This is a genomic window from Snodgrassella sp. W8124 (assembly GCF_016100875.1).
Classification (GTDB): Bacteria; Pseudomonadota; Gammaproteobacteria; order Burkholderiales; family Neisseriaceae; genus Snodgrassella; species Snodgrassella alvi.
In genome coordinates, this window is sequence record NZ_JACFRP010000001.1 from 1,248,341 (window position 1) to 1,265,219 (window position 16,879).

The following is a 16,879-nucleotide window of genomic DNA, read 5'->3' on the forward strand; positions in this document are numbered from 1 at the left end:
ATTGGAATCAATGTCAGTTTTCAGACCTGTCCGAATGCTTGCATAATTTCATTGGCCAGTACGAGCTGACTGTCAACAACTTTGGTTGCCCCTGCCTGAATAAACAATTGTTTGTCCTGTTCATATCTGCTGAATGTGACTATGTGCAGTTGCGGATTAAGCGCGATAGCAGCCTTTATAATTGATATCACTTCAGTTTTATTCTGAATAGTAATAATCAGATTTTTAGCCTGAGCGACAAATACAGCGTCCAGCATCCCATCTGATAATGCATGCCCATAGGCAACGGGTATCTGACGTGCACGCAACTCGGTAACAACTTCTAAACGATTTTCCTGTACATAGACTGTTTCATTACGTGCGTGCAAATGTCTGATTATTTCTTGTCCGACCGGGCCTGCACCCACCAACACTGTATGATCGCTCACCGCAGGAGCAATAGCCATATCTTCATCTACAAAATAGATTGAAACCGGCTTAATCGGTGCAGCTACTTTTGCATGAGGTTTATCCGATAATCGATTATTCTCGGACACAATGGTTGTAGCAGAAGTTTTTTGCTGTGACTGTTTTTCCAGATAGTGGTTCAGCCAGACAAATAAAAACGGGTTACAGATTATGGATATTAGTGCACTACCCAGAATCAGATCACTGGCTAATTGTGGCAAAATATTGTATACCGCGCCCAGACTGGCAATCATGAAGGAAAACTCACCGATCTGAGCCAGCGCAACAGCAATTGTTAGTGCAGTTTGAGGCGGATAGCCGAATACACGCACAATCAAAAATGCTCCCGCACTTTTACCTATTACTACCACCAATAAAGTGGCTAAGAGTAATAGTGGGTTACGGACAATAATACTAGGATCAAACAGCATACCCACTGAAACAAAAAACAGTACGGTAAAAAAATCACGTAAGCCGCCGGATGCTTCTTCAGCAGTGTGATTCATACTGGTTTCGCTGATGATGGCTCCGGCAAAAAAAGCACCCAGAGCAAACGACACACCAAAGAAATAATTGGCCAGTATGGCACAGCCTAAAGCAATAGCAATGACAGCCAGACGAAACAACTCAGGACTTCCGGTGCTCACTACACGCTGTAAAGACCATGGAATTATTCTGCGACCAAGAAAAAGCATAACCAGTATAAATGCAATGATTTGTACTCCGGTTTTACCCAGCAAATAAAGCAAATTTGCACTGGAAACAGCTCCCTCTCCTGATAAAACCGGCGCCAGAGCCGGAATCATCACCAGCACAAACACCATGGCAATATCTTCAACAATCAGCCAGCCGGTGGCAATTCGCCCCTGTGTAGAATCCCCCAAATGCCAGCGCTGTAAAGCCGCTATTAAGACAACAGTTGAAGCACAAGATAGAGCCAATCCGAAGACGATACCGGCACCTGTTGTCCAGCCAGCCAGATAAGCAAGCAGCCAGCCAAGTAAAGTAGCCAGAATAATCTGGATAAGTGCGCCTGGTATTGCTACCCGCTTAACCGCAAGTAAATCGCGAATGGAAAAATGCAGTCCCACCCCAAACATCAGCAAAATCACGCCCAGTTCGGCCAACTGCTGTGATAAATGCATATCTGCAGTAAATCCTTTGGTATACGGTCCGACAATTATGCCGGCCAGCAGATAGCCGACCAGCGGGGGCATACGCAGCTTATGTGCGATATAACCGAGCACAAAGGCGAAAAATAAACCACCTACGATGGTTTCAACCAATGGAAATGAGTGATGCATTGCTTTCTCAGGGTAATAGTAAATAATAGTAAGTAATCTATACTAGCGGAAAAATATCAGCAAATAAAAGCTTTTATACGCTTTTAGGTTATAATTATCATATTTTATCGATAATTTTCATATCTTATGTATAAGTATCCCCATTTATTAATTACGTTACTAATACAGGCAGTGAGAAAAGCCGGGTTTATTACTCGGTTCGGTTTACAGTGCTGAACGTATTTACAGGCAATTTTTATGACATAGTTAAAAATATTTAAATTCATGTCAGTTTGTACTTAATAATGTACGTTGATTTCATTATAATAATGGTTTAGGAAAGTATTTATTAATGACAATATACAGAACACCTTCAGTATTAGCTTATCCGGGTAAAAGTGCTTTATTTATTACGTTAGGGATACAGAATAATCAGGCAGCGATTACCAAGGTACTCGAATTTATTACTGGTTTTTCAGCGTTAGTACGCAGCATGCATGGCCGGTTTCATGATGAGAATTTTAATGCATTAATGGGGATTGGTTCGGAAGCCTGGGACAGGCTGCGGCCGGGTAAACCAAAGCCTAAGGAACTGATTCCTTTTACTGCTATTAAAGGCGAAAAACATACTGCTGTAGCGACAGCAGGCGATCTTTTCTTTCATATCCGTGCCGATCGTCAGGATATTTGTTATGAAATGGCCGCTATGATTGATGAACTACTGGCTGATGCGACTTATTCCATCGATGAAGTAAGTGGTTTCCGTTATCTGGATGGTCGCGCTATCATCGGTTTTGTTGACGGTACTGAAAATCCGGAAGATGTATCCAAAGCAGAATATGCTCTGGTGGGTGATGAAGATCCGTTATTTCGCAACGGCAGTTATGCTTTTACTCAGAAATATCTGCATAACATGCAGGCATGGCGGCAATTATCAGTAGAAGAACAGGAAAAAGTCATTGGCCGGCGCCGTTTTAATGACATTGAGCTTTCTGATGAAGAAAAGCCGAAAACTGCACATAGTAACGTGAGTAAGGCTTATGATGCGCAAGGCAATGAACTGAAAATTATTCGTGCCAATGTAGCATTTGCTCATCCGTCAAAAAATGAGTACGGTACGTTTTTTATCGGTTATGCACGTTCATTTGCAGTAACACGCCAAATGCTGCAGCATATGTTTACCGGAAATGACGAAGGTCACGTAGACCGTCTGCTGGATTTCAGCACACCGGTAAGCGGCAGTCTCTATTTTATTCCAGCACCTGATTTACTGGATGAATTTGATTCGTAAGTTATTATTGCAAGTTTTGATTCAAGGGGAACCTGCTACAAACTGCGACAGATTCGATTCATCAGCAACTTATTACAATACTTAAATAAAGGAAAACTGTTTGCATGGGTAGTGTACTTTTTTTACAGGCAATAACGGTTATTTTTTCACTGTCTATTGTCACCACATTATTAAATAAACGCTTATTTGATATGCCGCAGGCCATTGGTGTACCGATTGTTTCAGCCATTCTGGTGTTTGCACTGCAATGGGGCATGAATTTATTCGGACGCAATCATTTTATCCATGTAGATATCATGGCCTTAAAGGCAGCCGTAAGTCATATTAATTTTTATGATTTTCTGGTAAACGGCGTAATCTGCTTTATTCTGACCTCCTCTGCTCTTAAATTTAAGATTTCTGATTTAAAGCGTTACTGGAGACAAATTCTGATTCTGGCCACTCTGGGATTATTGCTGTGCTCAGTGCTGTTTGGCGGTCTGCTTTATGGGTTTCAGTTTCTGGTCGGCGATCATGTTCCTCTGCTGGTTCTGCTGTTACTGGGCTCTGCTCTGGGTGCAACAGACCCTATCGGGATTAAAGGCGTACTGAGCTCAGTACGTACCCCACGCCATTTAATGGTTAAACTGGAAGGTGAATCATTATTTAATGATGCCATGTGTATCGTTGTATTTATGACCATTCTTACTCTGATTAATGGTCAGCACGTATCTCCTTTAGGTGTTATTGAAAATTTCTTCTATGAAATTGTTGTTGCCGTTATTATCGGGTTTATTTTCGGCATTGGCGCATTGCGCCTGTTGCATGGCAAACATGAAAATGAATCACTGATTCTGACAACAGCTTTGCTGGCTTCCGGTTCTTATCTGGTGGCTTATTTCGCTCATGCGTCCGGCCCGATTGCCTGTGTTGTCGGCGGTTTGATCGTTGGAAATAAATGGCAGGAAGTTTTACAGAAAAAAGAAATAGATGATGTTAATAACTTCTGGCACGCTGTAGAAGGCATCATCAATTCATTTCTGTTTACCTTAATCGGTCTGGAACTGTTTATCGTTGATATGAGTAAAACTCTGGTTATCGGCGGTATTATAGCTTTCGTATTACTGCATCTGAGCCGTTTTGCCGGAAACATACTGGCATTTATGTTGTTTCCGAAAGTATATAAGAAAAGCTACCATGGCAGCCTTACCATTTTATCTTGGGGGGGTGTACGCGGTGGTATCTCTCTCGCCCTGATACTGGCTGTAGCCAATATGCCGGCATTGGCTAAATACAGCGATATTCTGGTTGGTTATACATTTATCTGTGTATTGCTTTCCGGTGTGGTATGTGGCCTTGGCTTACCGGAAATACTCAACGCATTCTATTACAACCCGAATGAACCTAAAACCGGGTTCCGAGGCTGGTATCAGCGCCAGTGCCACCGTTTCAACCGCAGCGGAGTGATGTACACTATTGAGGATCGTTCTGACGGATCAGAATACATTTCTGTCTATAATCCTGTTGCAGTAGCCACTGCGGCCGCTAATCCAAGTGAAGAAATTGCGCTGACTCCTGAAGAATTAAAACAGAAAGTAGATAAACTGGAAAATCCGGATAATTTCTAATTTGAAAAACTAAGGCCGGCATAACCATGCCGGCCTTTAATATTTAAAAACGCTTACATCTACTTTTATTTACCTAATTGTGTTTCCACAAACCGTTTAACCGCAGCCGCATCATTATCCATCACGGTAACATGCTGTGGTAAATCTTCCAGTCCGTCTAGATTATCAGGGCGCGGTATGGTTACATCACTTCCAACTGCCTCATGAATGGTCTGTGCAAATTTAGCTGCCAGAGCAGTTTCCAGACACACAATGATTTCGCCGGCTTCGCGCAACTGTCGCGCTACCTTTACGCCATCTGCTGTATGCGGATCAATCAATTCATTGTCTTCCCGATACACCTGAGCAATGGTTTGCAAACGATCAGCATGAGTACTTTTACCAGCAGCAAAACCATACTGATGCTGAATTTTATTCAGCATATGGCTTAAATCAAATCCCTCACCAGCTGCAACCTGCTGCCAGAGTTTTTGCATATGGGAACCATCATGGTCAAGCAAATCATAAACAAAGCGTTCAAAGTTGGAAGCCTTGGAAATATCCATAGACGGGCTTGAAGTAACAAATGTATGTGCCGCATCACGGGGACGATAATGCCCAGTGTTGAAAAATTCATTCAACACATCGTTTTCATTTGTAGCAACAATCAGGCGATGAATAGGCAGCCCCATGCTTCGGGCAATATGCCCTGCGAGCACATTACCAAAATTACCACTGGGTACGCAGAATGAAACCTTCTGTTCATTTGTGCTGGTAGCCGCAAAATAGCCCTTAAAGTAATACACCACCTGCGCAACAATACGACCCCAGTTGATAGAATTAACTGTACTTAAATGATAGTGTGCCTTAAAAGCATGATCATTCTGCAGCGCTTTTACAATATCCTGGCAATCATCGAACATGCCTTTAACAGCAATATTAAAAATGTTACTGTCTTTCAGGCTATACATCTGAGCACGCTGAAAATCACTCATTTTTCCATATGGCGACAACATAAATACATTTACCCGTTTTTTGCCGCGCAGAGCATACTCAGCAGCAGAACCGGTATCGCCACTGGTGGCGCCGATAATATTCAGAAAGCGGTTTTCACGTTCCAGCACATACTCAAACAAATTACCCAATAATTGCATGGCCATATCTTTAAATGCCAGCGTCGGACCATTTGAAAGTCCTTCAATCAGAATTCCATCATGCAAAGTTCTGACCGGAGTAATCTCATTACTTCCGAATATTTCTTTTGTATATGTCTTACTGACTATCTTCTGTAAATCTGCTTTGGGAATATCAGTAGCAAACAGACTGATAATCTGCATAGCCAGTTCAGCATAATTTAATGACCGCCACTCATGAAGAGTAAATGTATCAATATGCGGATAGCTTTGTGGTAATAATAAACCACCGTCATCTGCCAGTCCGGCCATTAATGCCTGACTGAAATTTTTTGACGCGGTCTGCCCTCTGGTGCTAATGTATTTCATTGTTTCTCCTGTATGATTTAATCATATTTGAGCTATAGTTAATAACGCTGTAATCTTATCTTGCATACTCTGGCCTGAGATACAGTAAATTCACGCACTCTTCGCTGACGAACCTGCGGATCGACCATTTTTGCAATTTCTTTAATACTGAGTTTTCGACTTGCATGTACTGCAATACAGTTACAATCCTTTTGACTGATTCTTTTGATGATAAATAATTCTGTCAATTGTTTATTTATCGGTTGACTAAACTGACGCTGACATTCCTGATTGATCATATATCCGCCAATACCAGATATCAGCCCGTATTCTGATTTTCTGTCATAATTTATATAAGCCCCTATCACCACAACTATAAAAACCAGAAAAAACAATATTTTACTCATGTAATTTCTTCAGTTGGATTAAATTTAAGTCTAGAATACAACTTTTCTTATTTATACAATATATAACCATACTGATTATACCTATAATCCAATGGTTACCAGCCCTGCAAAGTTTACATAATCAGGTACAATATATTACACGAATTATCGTGTACTGAATGACACGTTATGGATTTATTTAATCAGAAACCTTTACCACCACTGGCAGAACAGTTACGCCCGAAAAATCTGGACGACGTAATCGGGCAGCAACACCTGATTGGTGCAGGTAAACCTCTGCGTGTTGCCGTAGAAACCGGACACCTGCATTCCATGCTGTTATGGGGTCCTCCCGGCGTGGGTAAAACCACTCTGGCACGGATTCTGGCACAAAGCTTTAATGCTCTGTTTATTCCTTTATCAGCGGTTTTTTCAGGAGTAAAAGAAATCCGTACTGCGGTTGAAAAAGCTCAGCTGGCTTTACAACAGGGACAACGCACCATACTTTTTGTCGATGAAGTACATCGCTTTAATAAATCACAGCAGGATGCATTTTTACCTTATGTCGAAAACGGCTTATTTACTTTTATAGGCGCTACAACAGAAAATCCTTCTTTTGAGGTTAATCCGGCACTGCTAAGCCGATCACAGGTGTATACCCTGCACTCACTCAGCATTGAAGAACTGAAACAATTGCAAAATAAAGTTTTCAGCCTGCCTGAGTTTCAATCATTCAGTATTAGTTCGGATGCACAGACATTAATCCTTAACAGCGCTGATGGTGATGGCAGGCGTTTTCTGAATTTACTCGAACAACTGATTCATACCGCACAAGCACAGCAGCAAACTGAAATTAGCGCAGAGTTAACTGCCGGCAGTCTTGGCACGCAATTACGCCGTTTTGATAAAGGCGGCGACAGCTTCTACGAACAGATTTCTGCACTGCATAAATCAGTACGCGGATCTCATCCGAATGCCGCTCTGTACTGGTTTACCCGGATGCTGGATGGTGGTGCTGATCCCCGCTATCTGGCAAGACGTATAATCCGTATGGCATGGGAAGATATTGGTCTGGCTGATCCGAGAGCGATGCAAATAGCCAATGATGCAGCGCAGACTTTTGAACGACTTGGCAGCCCTGAAGGGGAACTGGCTCTGGCGCAGGCAGTACTGTATCTGGCGTGTGCGGCAAAAAGCAATGCCGGTTATCTTGCTTATAACGAAGCCTGTGCTTTTGTCAAAAAACACCCGTCCAATGAAGTACCGGTTCATTTACGCAATGCACCGACTAAGTTAATGAAAGAGCTGGGCTACGGGCGTGAATACCGCTATGCCCATGATGAACCTAATGCCTATGCAGCCGGAGAAACCTATATGCCTGAAGGGATGGATGAACCGGCATTCTATCAGCCGGTAGCTCGCGGGCTGGAAATTAAAATCGCCGAAAAACTGGCGTTCTTACATAATCTTGATGAAGAGGCCGGAGAGAATGAAATCAAATGAACTTTCATTATGTACGATTAGTACCCAGCCATTCGGTTTGGTAGACGGTGAAAGTGCCACATTGTGGACACTGACAAACAGTCAGGGGATGCAGGTATCTGTTATGGATTTCGGCGCCACAATTACCTCACTCATCATGCCGGATAGAGATTGTAATCCTGTGCAATGTGTTCTGGGTTTCAATAATGCTGAGGATTATGCCAGCACCAGTTATCGTACCAACAATCCTCATCTGGGCGCTGTAATCGGACGGCATGCCGGACGCATCAGCTTTGCACATGCACCGCTCAACCATGAACTGCTCCACCTGACTGCTAATCAGGGAGAACATCATATGCATGGCGGATATACTGGTTTTGATCAGAAGTGGTGGAAAGTATGTGCTACCCATAATGATGAACATTGCGCTTCGGTTACCATGCAGCTTTTTAGTGCCGATGGTGAAGAAGGCTATCCGGGTAACCTGAATGTACAGGTATGCTATACCCTGACAGTAAATAACGAACTGAATATTGATTTCAGCGCTGATTCAGATCGTGATACTTTAATTAATCTGACTCAGCATAGTTATTTTAATCTGGCTCTGAGAGAAAGCACGATCAGCGAACATCAGTTATGGCTGTTACCACAAGAAGTCATTGTGACTGATAAAGATATGATACCAACTGGTGATATTCATAAGGCACCGGCAACGCTTGATTTTCATTCAGCACGTCCCATAGGCAGCAGTATCATTGATACGGCCTATGTATTACCACCAAATTCAGCAAACAACATTGTTGCGCGCTTAAGTGCTCCAGATACCGGTTTGTCCATGGCGGTAAAAACAGATGCACCTGTAATGGTGGTCTATAATGCTCAAAATCTGTCTGAGCAGCAGATACCGGCACGTAAATCACTTCTGCCGTTTGCAGCAATCTGTTTTGAACCACAAGGCTATACAGATGCTCCGAATCACCATGCATTTCCGAATAATATTCTGCATGCCGGTACAAAGTTTAAACAGCATATAGCTTATATATTCAGCCGTGATCCCATTCAGCCAGTTATAAACTAACTACAACGGATTAATTGCCTGTAGTTTTATCCGGCTATGTCTGAACCTAAATAATACCGGATTGCTAAACAGAGTAAATATACTGCTACCGGCAGCCTTACTGGTTATTTGAACATGATAAAATAAGCATGTCTTTTACCCAATCAATAAGCCAATCATGAAATGGAATGATATTCATGCCATAGCATTCGATCTGGATGGTACCCTGGTCGATTCAATCGCCGATTTATGTGCTGCTGCCAATCATATGCGCGCGGAACTAGGACTGTCATCATTGCCAGAATCTGAACTGACTACCTATGTAGGTGACGGTTTATCCAGCCTTGTACACCGGGTTCTCAGTGGTAATCGGGACGGTCTGGTGGATGAAGCCATCTGGACACAAGGATTTACTGCCTTTATTTCCTATTACCGTACTCATTTGAGTGTTCATACCCGCCCCTACCCTGAAGTAGAAACCGCACTGGCATTATTCCGTGCCCGTGGTTTGCCTTTAGCAGTAATCACAAATAAAAATGAAATTCTGGCTGTGGAATTATTATGTGAGCTTGGATTGGCTGATTCATTCAGTTTGGTTGTGGGTGGTGATACACTGGCTGAAAAAAAACCTTCTCCTATGCCTTTATTGCACACAGCAGAAGTATTAGGCGTACCCGTCGGAAATTTACTGATGGTTGGTGACTCTGCTAATGATATTCTGGCAGCTAAAGCAGCCGGAGCTTTAAGCTGTGGCGTCACATGGGGTTATGCAGATATGGCACAGCTGGCAAAAAACACCCAGACTAAACCAGACATTATTGTTGATCATCTGCCTCATATTGATGATGGCATACGTCATCATGCTAACAGCGAAATCCGCGCATGAAGCAAAAAATCAGTTTACGTGCCCGTGCCATTGCCCTACTGGCACGGCGGGAAATCAGCAGAGCTGAGCTGGCACGTAAGCTGAATCCTTATGCAGATGAAAACGACAATCTTGAAGCATTACTGGATGAACTGGCACAAAAGCACTGGCAATCAGATGAGCGATATACGGAAACTTATATCAATAGTAAAAGCCGGCTGCATGGTAATCTGCGTTTAGAGCAAAGCCTGAAGCAAAAAGGTGTTGATGCAGCTCTGATTGCAGATTATTTACCGGACAGAGAACAACAGACAAATAATGCTATAGCTGTTTTGCAAAAAAAATATCGTCAACCTCCCGCTGACTTAAAAGAAAAACATAAATGTATGCATTTTCTTGCTTACCGCGGTTTTAGTATGGATATTATTCACTCAGCTATCCGCCAGGCGTGGGCTGATACTTCGCTGCCTGACGAAGATGAATACTGATTATAATGACAGGTACTGACTACACATCCTAAAAATACAAAATTTCGTCTATATACATACAAAATCAATACCTGTACATTTAATTCAGCAAAGCATTATTAAATAAAAAAAGCCCAGACTAATAACCGGGCTTTTTTGGTATGTCAAATTAATTAATGTAAACTGACATCTTCACGTTTTACATGGTCGTTACTTGTACCTGTCGGCTTTCCCGACCAATAGCTGGCGAGAAATGAACCGGAAATATTATGCCATAATGAAAATATTGCGCCCGGTAAAGCAGCCATCGAACCAAAAAATTCAGATCCCAATACTGCTGCCAGACCAGAATTCTGCATCCCTACTTCCAGAGCCAGTGTGCGACAGATGGATTTATCAAAACCAAACAACCGTCCACCCCAGTAACCGCCAATCAGCCCTAAAGCATTATGCAAAATCACACCAACAACAACAATTACCGTCTTTATTCCGATTTTATCGCTGCTTAATGACACCACAGTTGATAGCACAATAATAATCATACACATCGTTATCAGTGGCAGTGAAGGTATAATTTTTTTTACCAGTTTCGGCGCAAAATAATTAATACTTACCCCTATAGCAATAGGTAAGGCAACAATCAGCAAAATTTCCCTGAGCATATTTACGACAGGTACTTCGATTGATGCAGCTATATAAAGTTTTGCCAATAGTGGTGTAGCAAAAATGCCCACTACAGTAGACAAGGCACTGATTGTGACAGACAGTGCAACATCACCTTTGGATAAAAACACCATCACATTCGAAGCAGTACCACTGGCCACACATCCTACCAGCACCATTCCTGCCTGCAATTCTGGTGACATGTTCAGCAATCTGGCAATCAGCCATGCCGCCAGTGGCATAATCAGATAATGCAGACCAATACCTGCCGCAATAGGCGCCGGCCGCTTCAATACTCGGGTAAAATCCTCAATTCTCAGCGTCATGCCCATGGATAGCATTACCAGCATCAGCATTTCAGAGATATAAGATTTCAGAGGAGTAAAAACGGCAGGATTATAATAGGCAAAGATAGAACATAAGGCTGCCCACAATGGGAACAGCCTTGTGATAATAGCAATCATGAGAATCGTCTCATGCAATGACAAAAATCAGCTTAAGCAGCCATAGCCTTGATTTTGGCAGCCAGACGGCTTTTATGACGTGCAGCTTTATTTTTATGGAAAACACCTTTATCAGCAATGCGATCAATCACTTTAACGCTCTCGCTGTAGGTAACCTGAGCAGCTGCTTTGTCACCAGCTTCAACGGCTTTCAATACTTTTTTAACCGCAGTGCGAAAAGCGGTACGCAAGCTAGCGTTATGGGCACGTTGTTTCAGTGCCTGACGGGCGCGCTTACGAGATTGTGCACTATTGGCCATCAATATCTCCTAACATACATATACAAATCATGAAACGCAGAATTTTAATGACTTCACAGCATAAATGCAAGTACTGGTGTTGTTTTTTCAGCAGGCAACATATAAAAACAAGAAGCCAAGATTATCTGTCCTGCTGTGTTTTTTCATCCTTGATTATGCTATTTTCCGGTAATTTGCGGAAATAATCACTTCTCCAGTACGCCTGAGTTCCTTCCCGAATCAATACCAGACATATAGCAGCCAGTGGTAACGCCAGCAGCATACCGACAAAACCAAGTAACTGCCCGAATGCCATCAATGAGAAAATAACCCAGAACGGAGACAGACCAATTCTGTCACCCACAATTTTCGGAGTGACAAAGAAGCTTTCCAGAAACTGACCAATGGCAAATACACCCCAGACAAGTAATAGTCCTGTCCAGCCATCAAACTGCAATAATGCTGCCAGCGTGGCCAGCAGCAAACCGGTAAAAGCACCCAGATAAGGTACAAACACCAGCAAACCGGCAACCATACCTATGGCAAATCCGGATTCCAGCCCTACCAGTGCCAGCCCCAGACCATAAACCATGCCCATAATTACCATTACGAGCAGTTCGCCGCGAAGGAATTCGCCCAGTACCGTATCCATATTGGTTGCGATACGATTATAAGTAGGTAAGGCACGGCGCGGAATCAGATGCCGGATACCGGAGGTCCAGCGATTCCAGTCCAGCAGAAAATAATATAAAAGAAAAGGCAGTAACAGCAGATTGGTCACCCACTCTACCATACCACTGCTATGCTGCCATACTACAGGTAAAACTTTGGAAGCGGCATCTTTAATACTGGCATTATGAGTTTGAATCCATTGTGCTACATACTTGGACATATAATCCGCATCCCAGCGGATACGGATATGAAATGTCTGATTAAGCCATGGAACAAGCCGGTGATGCACCCAGTCAAGAAATGCGGGCAGTTTCTCATAAATACTGTCCAGCAAATTAATCAGCATCGGTATCACAATCAGCAGCAAAATCACAATAACACTCAGTCCCAGAAACATCACCAGCATTGCTGCCAGCGAGCGGGAAATTTTTAGACTATGCAGTTTTACTACCAACGGATTTAAAATATAGGCCAGTACTCCGGCTGCGGCAAAAGGCATTAAAATCGGTTTTAGCCCTACAAATAGACCGATGGTTGCCAGCAGTACCAACCCGCCTATAATCCAGGGGGCAATACCAGAAGAGGTTTTGCTGTTCATATTCATTTAATTACACTCATACTGATTAATAAAAATATAAGCTCACAGCAATATACGGATAATGATTTATCAGCATATTTATTTTGATAATAGCTGAATAAGCACAGTACTGGAATGTCTAAATGTAACTTACGTATCAGATACTGATATTTTTTTGCAAAAATTATTTAATTTAACCAGCTGATTTAATCAATTGTTTCCGAATTTACCCTTTTTCCAATAAAAAAGCTGTCCGGAAAAACCGGACAGCTTGTGATATAAGAATTTTAGTTTTTACTTTTTACGCTGTGGTGGCAGATCAGTACACGTACCCATAGCAACTTCAGCCGCCATACCTATTGATTCACCCAGCGTCGGATGAGGATGGATGGTGCGACCGATATCATCTGCATCACAACCCATTTCAATAGCCAGACAGATTTCACCAATCATATCGCCGGCACTCGGACCAACAATTGCACCGCCGATTATCAGTCCACTGTCGGCGTCAAAAATCAGCTTAGTTGCACCCTCACTGCAACCATTGGCTACAGCACGGCCGGAAGCAGCCCAAGGGAATACAGATTTAGTGATTTTTACCCCGTCTTTTTTCGCCTGATCTTCTGTCATGCCTACCCATGCAACTTCCGGATTGGTATAAGCCACCCCAGGGATAACACGTGCATCAAAATACGCCTGATGACCGGCACAATTATCAGCAGCCACATGGGCTTCATGTACAGCTTTATGCGCCAGCATCGGCTGCCCCACAATATCACCTATGGCAAAAATATGCGGTACATTAGTACGCATCTGCTTATCAACATTAATAAACCCGCGATCTGTAACGGCCACTCCGGCGTTTTCTGCGCCTATCAGCTTGCCATTGGGTGCACGACCGGCTGCAACCAGAACTAAATCATAGCGTTGCGGCTGTGTCGGAGCTTTAGCGCCTTCAAATGTCACGTAAATACCATCTTCTTTAGCTTCAACAGCTGTGGTTTTGGTATTCAGCATAATATTATCAAAACGATGTTCGTTTTTCTTCTGCCAGATTCTGACCATATCGCGGTCAGCACCCTGCATCAGACCATCCATCATTTCTACTACATCCAGACGTGCGCCCAGTGTGCTGTACACTGTGCCCATTTCCAGACCAATAATACCGCCGCCGATTATCAGCATTTTTTCCGGCACAAATTTCAGTGCCAGAGCGCCTGTTGAATCAACAATGCGCGGATCTTCAGGAATAAACGGTAAATTAACTACGCGACTGCCGGCAGCAATAATGGTATTTTTAAAAGCCAGTGTTCTGGTTTCACCGGTTTCAACACGTCCTTCACCTGAAGTCAGTTTGACTTCAATATGATGCGGATCGATATAACGACCATTACCGCGAATAATATCAACTTTACGGGTTTTAGCCATGCCGGCCAGACCGCCGGTCATTCTCGCTACTACTTTTTCCTTGTAGCTGCGCAACTGGTCGATATCAATTTTTGGTGCCGGATACTCAATACCATTGGCTTTCAGTTCTTTAACTTCATCGATTACAGCTGCATTATGCAGTAAAGCTTTGGATGGAATGCAACCAACATTCAAACAAACGCCGCCTAAAGTTGCATAACGTTCCACGATGGCAACTTTCAGGCCTTCATCAGCTGCGGCAAAAGCTGCAGAATACCCACCCGGGCCGCCGCCAAGTACAACAACATCGTACTCAGCATCACTGCTGCCGGAGTAACTGGCTGCCTGAGGTGCTGCTACCGGTGCACTTTCAGCTGCAGGAGCACTTGCTGCCGGTTTAGCAACAGCTTCTACTACTGCAATCACACCGCCTTCAGAAATTTTATCACCAACTTTAACTTTAACCTCTTTCACCACACCGGCTGTTTCTGCCGGTACATCCATCGTGGCTTTATCTGTTTCCAGCGTAATCAGTGTGTCATCTACCGCAACGGTATCGCCCGGTTTGATTTCTACCGCAATAATATCGACATCTTTATAATTGCCGATATCCGGTACTTTCAATTCAATTAAGCTCATGGTCTTACCTTTTGCCTGACTGTTGCATTAGATACAACAGTAATTGCCTGTATTTCATGTATACAGGCTGCCAGAAACCAATCTGTTTTCAGGCAGCCTGTTATTTAAAAACTTACAGAGATACACGGCGGAAATCAGCCAGCAGCTGGCTGATAAATACCAGAAAACGCATACCGGCCGCACCATCAATCACACGGTGGTCAAAAGACAGAGACAGCGGGCATTGTAAGCGCGGCTCAAATTCCTTACCATTCCAGGTCGGTTTGATCTGTGATTTACAAACGCCCAGAATAGCCACTTCCGGTGCATTAACAATAGGCGTAAAGCCTGTACCGCCAATACCGCCTAAAGAAGAAATGGTGAAAGAAGCGCCTTGCATTTCCTGAGGTTTCAGCTTGCCTTCACGAGCACGCTTACTCATATCAGCCAGTTCCTGCGTGATTTCTTTCAGACCTTTCTGGTCAGCGTTTTTAATAACCGGCACAACCAGACCATTCGGCGTATCAGCGGCAAAACCGATATGAATGTATTTCTTCAGAATCAGGTTATCACCATCAAGCGAAGAATTAAATTCAGGGAATTCCTGTAATGCTTTCACGCAGGCCAGAATAATGAAAGCCAGCGGAGATACTTTAATACCGGCACGCTCCCATTCTTTATTCAGCTGTTTACGGAAAGCCTCCAGATCTGTCATGTCTGCATCTTCATGCAAAGTAACATGAGGAATCATTACCCAGTTACGAGCCAGATTCTGACCAGAGATTTTCTTGATTCGTGACAGTTCTTTAACTTCAATTTCACCAAATTTGCTGAAATCTACTTTAGGCCATGGCAATAAATCCAGCCCGCCTCCGAGAGAAGCACCACTACCACCCTGCTCAACCTTCTGCATAACCGATTTAACAAATTCACGCAGATCAACAGGGGTAATGCGCCCTTTACGTCCACTACCACTCACACGTCCTAAATCTACGCCAAGTTCACGAGCCAGTTTGCGTACAGACGGGCTGGCATGGGCTTTTTCAAAACCTTTCTCATCAATATCAGAGCTGCCAAAAGCCTGAGGCACGTGGCTTTTGATTTCGGCACGTAATTCGTTATTTTCAGCAGATGGTGTGGCAGCAACCTGTTTTTTGATTTCAGAAGCTTCTTTTTGTTCCGGCGTTAACGGTGCGGCAGTAGCACTTGCCGGAGCAACAGCCACTTCAATCAGAGCACTTCCTTCTGATACTTTATCGCCAACTTTTACATGTACAGCCGTTACTTTACCGGCAACAGTAGACGGTACATCCATCGTCGCTTTATCAGTTTCCAGGGTAACCAGTGTCTGATCAACAGCCACATCATCACCAACCTTAATATCTACTTCAATTACATCAACATTCGAGAAATTACCGATATCCGGCACTTTCACAGCAACAGACTGAGCAGCTGTACCGGCTGCTTCGGTAGTTGTTGCCTTAACCGGAGCTTCAGTAGTGGTACCAGCAGATGAAGATGCACTTGCGGCAGCAGAAGTTTCTACTTTCACAATCACATTACCTTCAGATACTTTATCACCTACTTTAACCAAGACTTCTTTCACCACACCAGCCTTATCAGCAGGAACGTCCATAGTGGCTTTATCTGTTTCAAGCGTAATCAGGGTATCGTCTACCGCAATGCTATCGCCAACTTTGACCGCCACGTCAATAACATCGACACCGGTATAATTACCGATATCAGGCACTTTTATTTCTACAATCTGACTCATCATTATGTCCTTTGATGACAGCAGGCTTAAGCCTGCGTCCGACAATCATTAGCTTGCACAGCCAGCAAAACCTGCCTGAAA

14 protein-coding genes are annotated in these 16,879 nt (G+C 43.3%); 6 read left to right on the forward strand and 8 right to left on the reverse strand.

Annotated elements, in window-relative coordinates; all coding sequences use genetic code 11:
* Positions 1 to 20 precede the first annotated feature (20 nt).
* Complete coding sequence (locus tag H3U73_RS05515) at positions 21 to 1,751, reverse strand: cation:proton antiporter (RefSeq protein WP_078475311.1); 1,731 nt, start codon at positions 1,749 to 1,751, stop codon at positions 21 to 23.
* A 331-nt stretch (positions 1,752 to 2,082) separates the two neighbouring features.
* On the opposite strand from H3U73_RS05515, the gene H3U73_RS05520 reads away from it, so the two are divergent.
* Positions 2,083 to 3,021: a Dyp-type peroxidase gene (locus H3U73_RS05520; RefSeq protein ID WP_084549979.1), complete on the forward strand. Its 939-nt coding sequence runs from the start codon at positions 2,083 to 2,085 to the stop codon at positions 3,019 to 3,021.
* A gap of 104 nt (positions 3,022 to 3,125) precedes the next feature.
* On the forward strand, positions 3,126 to 4,628 hold the full coding sequence (locus tag H3U73_RS05525; protein WP_078475313.1) for a sodium:proton antiporter: 1,503 nt from the start codon (positions 3,126 to 3,128) through the stop codon (positions 4,626 to 4,628).
* Positions 4,629 to 4,693: 65 nt separating this feature from the next.
* On the opposite strand, the gene thrC is transcribed toward H3U73_RS05525, so the two are convergent.
* Both thrC and H3U73_RS05535 read right to left on the reverse strand, forming a co-directional pair.
* Positions 4,694 to 6,109, reverse strand: coding sequence for a threonine synthase (thrC, locus tag H3U73_RS05530; protein WP_084549981.1), 1,416 nt, complete (start codon positions 6,107 to 6,109; stop codon positions 4,694 to 4,696).
* Positions 6,110 to 6,147: 38 nt separating this feature from the next.
* Positions 6,148 to 6,495: a hypothetical protein gene (locus H3U73_RS05535; RefSeq protein ID WP_084549983.1), complete on the reverse strand. Its 348-nt coding sequence runs from the start codon at positions 6,493 to 6,495 to the stop codon at positions 6,148 to 6,150.
* Positions 6,496 to 6,663: 168 nt separating this feature from the next.
* Between H3U73_RS05535 and H3U73_RS05540 the strand changes: the two genes are divergently transcribed.
* The 4 genes from H3U73_RS05540 (at position 6,664) to recX (ending at position 10,366) form a co-directional block, all read left to right on the forward strand.
* Positions 6,664 to 7,977 (forward strand): replication-associated recombination protein A, encoded by a 1,314-nt coding sequence (locus H3U73_RS05540; protein WP_198190157.1) that lies wholly within the window; start codon positions 6,664 to 6,666, stop codon positions 7,975 to 7,977.
* Entirely contained in the window at positions 7,964 to 9,034 is a 1,071-nt protein-coding gene (locus tag H3U73_RS05545; protein WP_198190158.1) for an aldose epimerase family protein, read from the forward strand. The genes H3U73_RS05540 and H3U73_RS05545 overlap by 14 nt, the downstream gene beginning before the upstream one ends.
* Positions 9,035 to 9,191: 157 nt before the next feature.
* Positions 9,192 to 9,899 (forward strand): phosphoglycolate phosphatase, encoded by a 708-nt coding sequence (locus H3U73_RS05550; RefSeq protein WP_198190159.1) that lies wholly within the window; start codon positions 9,192 to 9,194, stop codon positions 9,897 to 9,899.
* Positions 9,896 to 10,366 carry a recombination regulator RecX gene (gene recX / locus H3U73_RS05555; RefSeq protein WP_084549989.1) on the forward strand — a complete coding sequence of 157 codons (471 nt, stop codon included), beginning with the start codon at positions 9,896 to 9,898 and terminating at the stop codon, positions 10,364 to 10,366. The genes H3U73_RS05550 and recX overlap by 4 nt, the downstream gene beginning before the upstream one ends.
* Positions 10,367 to 10,518: 152 nt before the next feature.
* Here recX and H3U73_RS05560 read toward each other — a convergent pair whose 3' ends face one another.
* The 5 genes from H3U73_RS05560 to aceF form a co-directional block, all read right to left on the reverse strand.
* Complete coding sequence (locus H3U73_RS05560) at positions 10,519 to 11,472, reverse strand: bile acid:sodium symporter family protein (protein ID WP_084549991.1); 954 nt, start codon at positions 11,470 to 11,472, stop codon at positions 10,519 to 10,521.
* 32 nt (positions 11,473 to 11,504) lie between these two features.
* Entirely contained in the window at positions 11,505 to 11,771 is a 267-nt protein-coding gene (gene rpsT, locus H3U73_RS05565) for a 30S ribosomal protein S20 (protein ID WP_025330392.1), read from the reverse strand.
* Positions 11,772 to 11,892: 121 nt separating this feature from the next.
* Positions 11,893 to 13,020, reverse strand: coding sequence for an AI-2E family transporter (locus H3U73_RS05570; RefSeq protein ID WP_084549997.1), 1,128 nt, complete (start codon positions 13,018 to 13,020; stop codon positions 11,893 to 11,895).
* A gap of 273 nt (positions 13,021 to 13,293) precedes the next feature.
* Positions 13,294 to 15,045, reverse strand: a complete 1,752-nt coding sequence (gene lpdA, locus H3U73_RS05575; RefSeq protein ID WP_198190160.1) for a dihydrolipoyl dehydrogenase — start codon at positions 15,043 to 15,045, stop codon at positions 13,294 to 13,296.
* A gap of 112 nt (positions 15,046 to 15,157) precedes the next feature.
* Positions 15,158 to 16,798: a dihydrolipoyllysine-residue acetyltransferase gene (aceF, locus tag H3U73_RS05580; RefSeq protein ID WP_198190161.1), complete on the reverse strand. Its 1,641-nt coding sequence runs from the start codon at positions 16,796 to 16,798 to the stop codon at positions 15,158 to 15,160.
* Positions 16,799 to 16,879 lie beyond the last annotated feature (81 nt).

Coding starts and splice junctions, on each gene's coding strand:
- H3U73_RS05545 (WP_198190158.1), top strand. CDS start 7,964: ATGAAATCAAATGAACTTTCATTATGTACGATTAGTACCCAGCCATTC.
- H3U73_RS05550 (WP_198190159.1), top strand. CDS start 9,192: ATGAAATGGAATGATATTCATGCCATAGCATTCGATCTGGATGGTACC.
- lpdA (WP_198190160.1), bottom strand. CDS start 15,045: ATGAGCTTAATTGAATTGAAAGTACCGGATATCGGCAATTATAAAGAT.
- recX (WP_084549989.1), top strand. CDS start 9,896: ATGAAGCAAAAAATCAGTTTACGTGCCCGTGCCATTGCCCTACTGGCA.
- aceF (WP_198190161.1), bottom strand. CDS start 16,798: ATGAGTCAGATTGTAGAAATAAAAGTGCCTGATATCGGTAATTATACC.
- H3U73_RS05515 (WP_078475311.1), bottom strand. CDS start 1,751: ATGCATCACTCATTTCCATTGGTTGAAACCATCGTAGGTGGTTTATTT.
- H3U73_RS05520 (WP_084549979.1), top strand. CDS start 2,083: ATGACAATATACAGAACACCTTCAGTATTAGCTTATCCGGGTAAAAGT.
- H3U73_RS05570 (WP_084549997.1), bottom strand. CDS start 13,020: ATGAACAGCAAAACCTCTTCTGGTATTGCCCCCTGGATTATAGGCGGG.
- rpsT (WP_025330392.1), bottom strand. CDS start 11,771: ATGGCCAATAGTGCACAATCTCGTAAGCGCGCCCGTCAGGCACTGAAA.
- H3U73_RS05540 (WP_198190157.1), top strand. CDS start 6,664: ATGGATTTATTTAATCAGAAACCTTTACCACCACTGGCAGAACAGTTA.
- H3U73_RS05525 (WP_078475313.1), top strand. CDS start 3,126: ATGGGTAGTGTACTTTTTTTACAGGCAATAACGGTTATTTTTTCACTG.
- H3U73_RS05535 (WP_084549983.1), bottom strand. CDS start 6,495: ATGAGTAAAATATTGTTTTTTCTGGTTTTTATAGTTGTGGTGATAGGG.
- H3U73_RS05560 (WP_084549991.1), bottom strand. CDS start 11,472: ATGATTGCTATTATCACAAGGCTGTTCCCATTGTGGGCAGCCTTATGT.
- thrC (WP_084549981.1), bottom strand. CDS start 6,109: ATGAAATACATTAGCACCAGAGGGCAGACCGCGTCAAAAAATTTCAGT.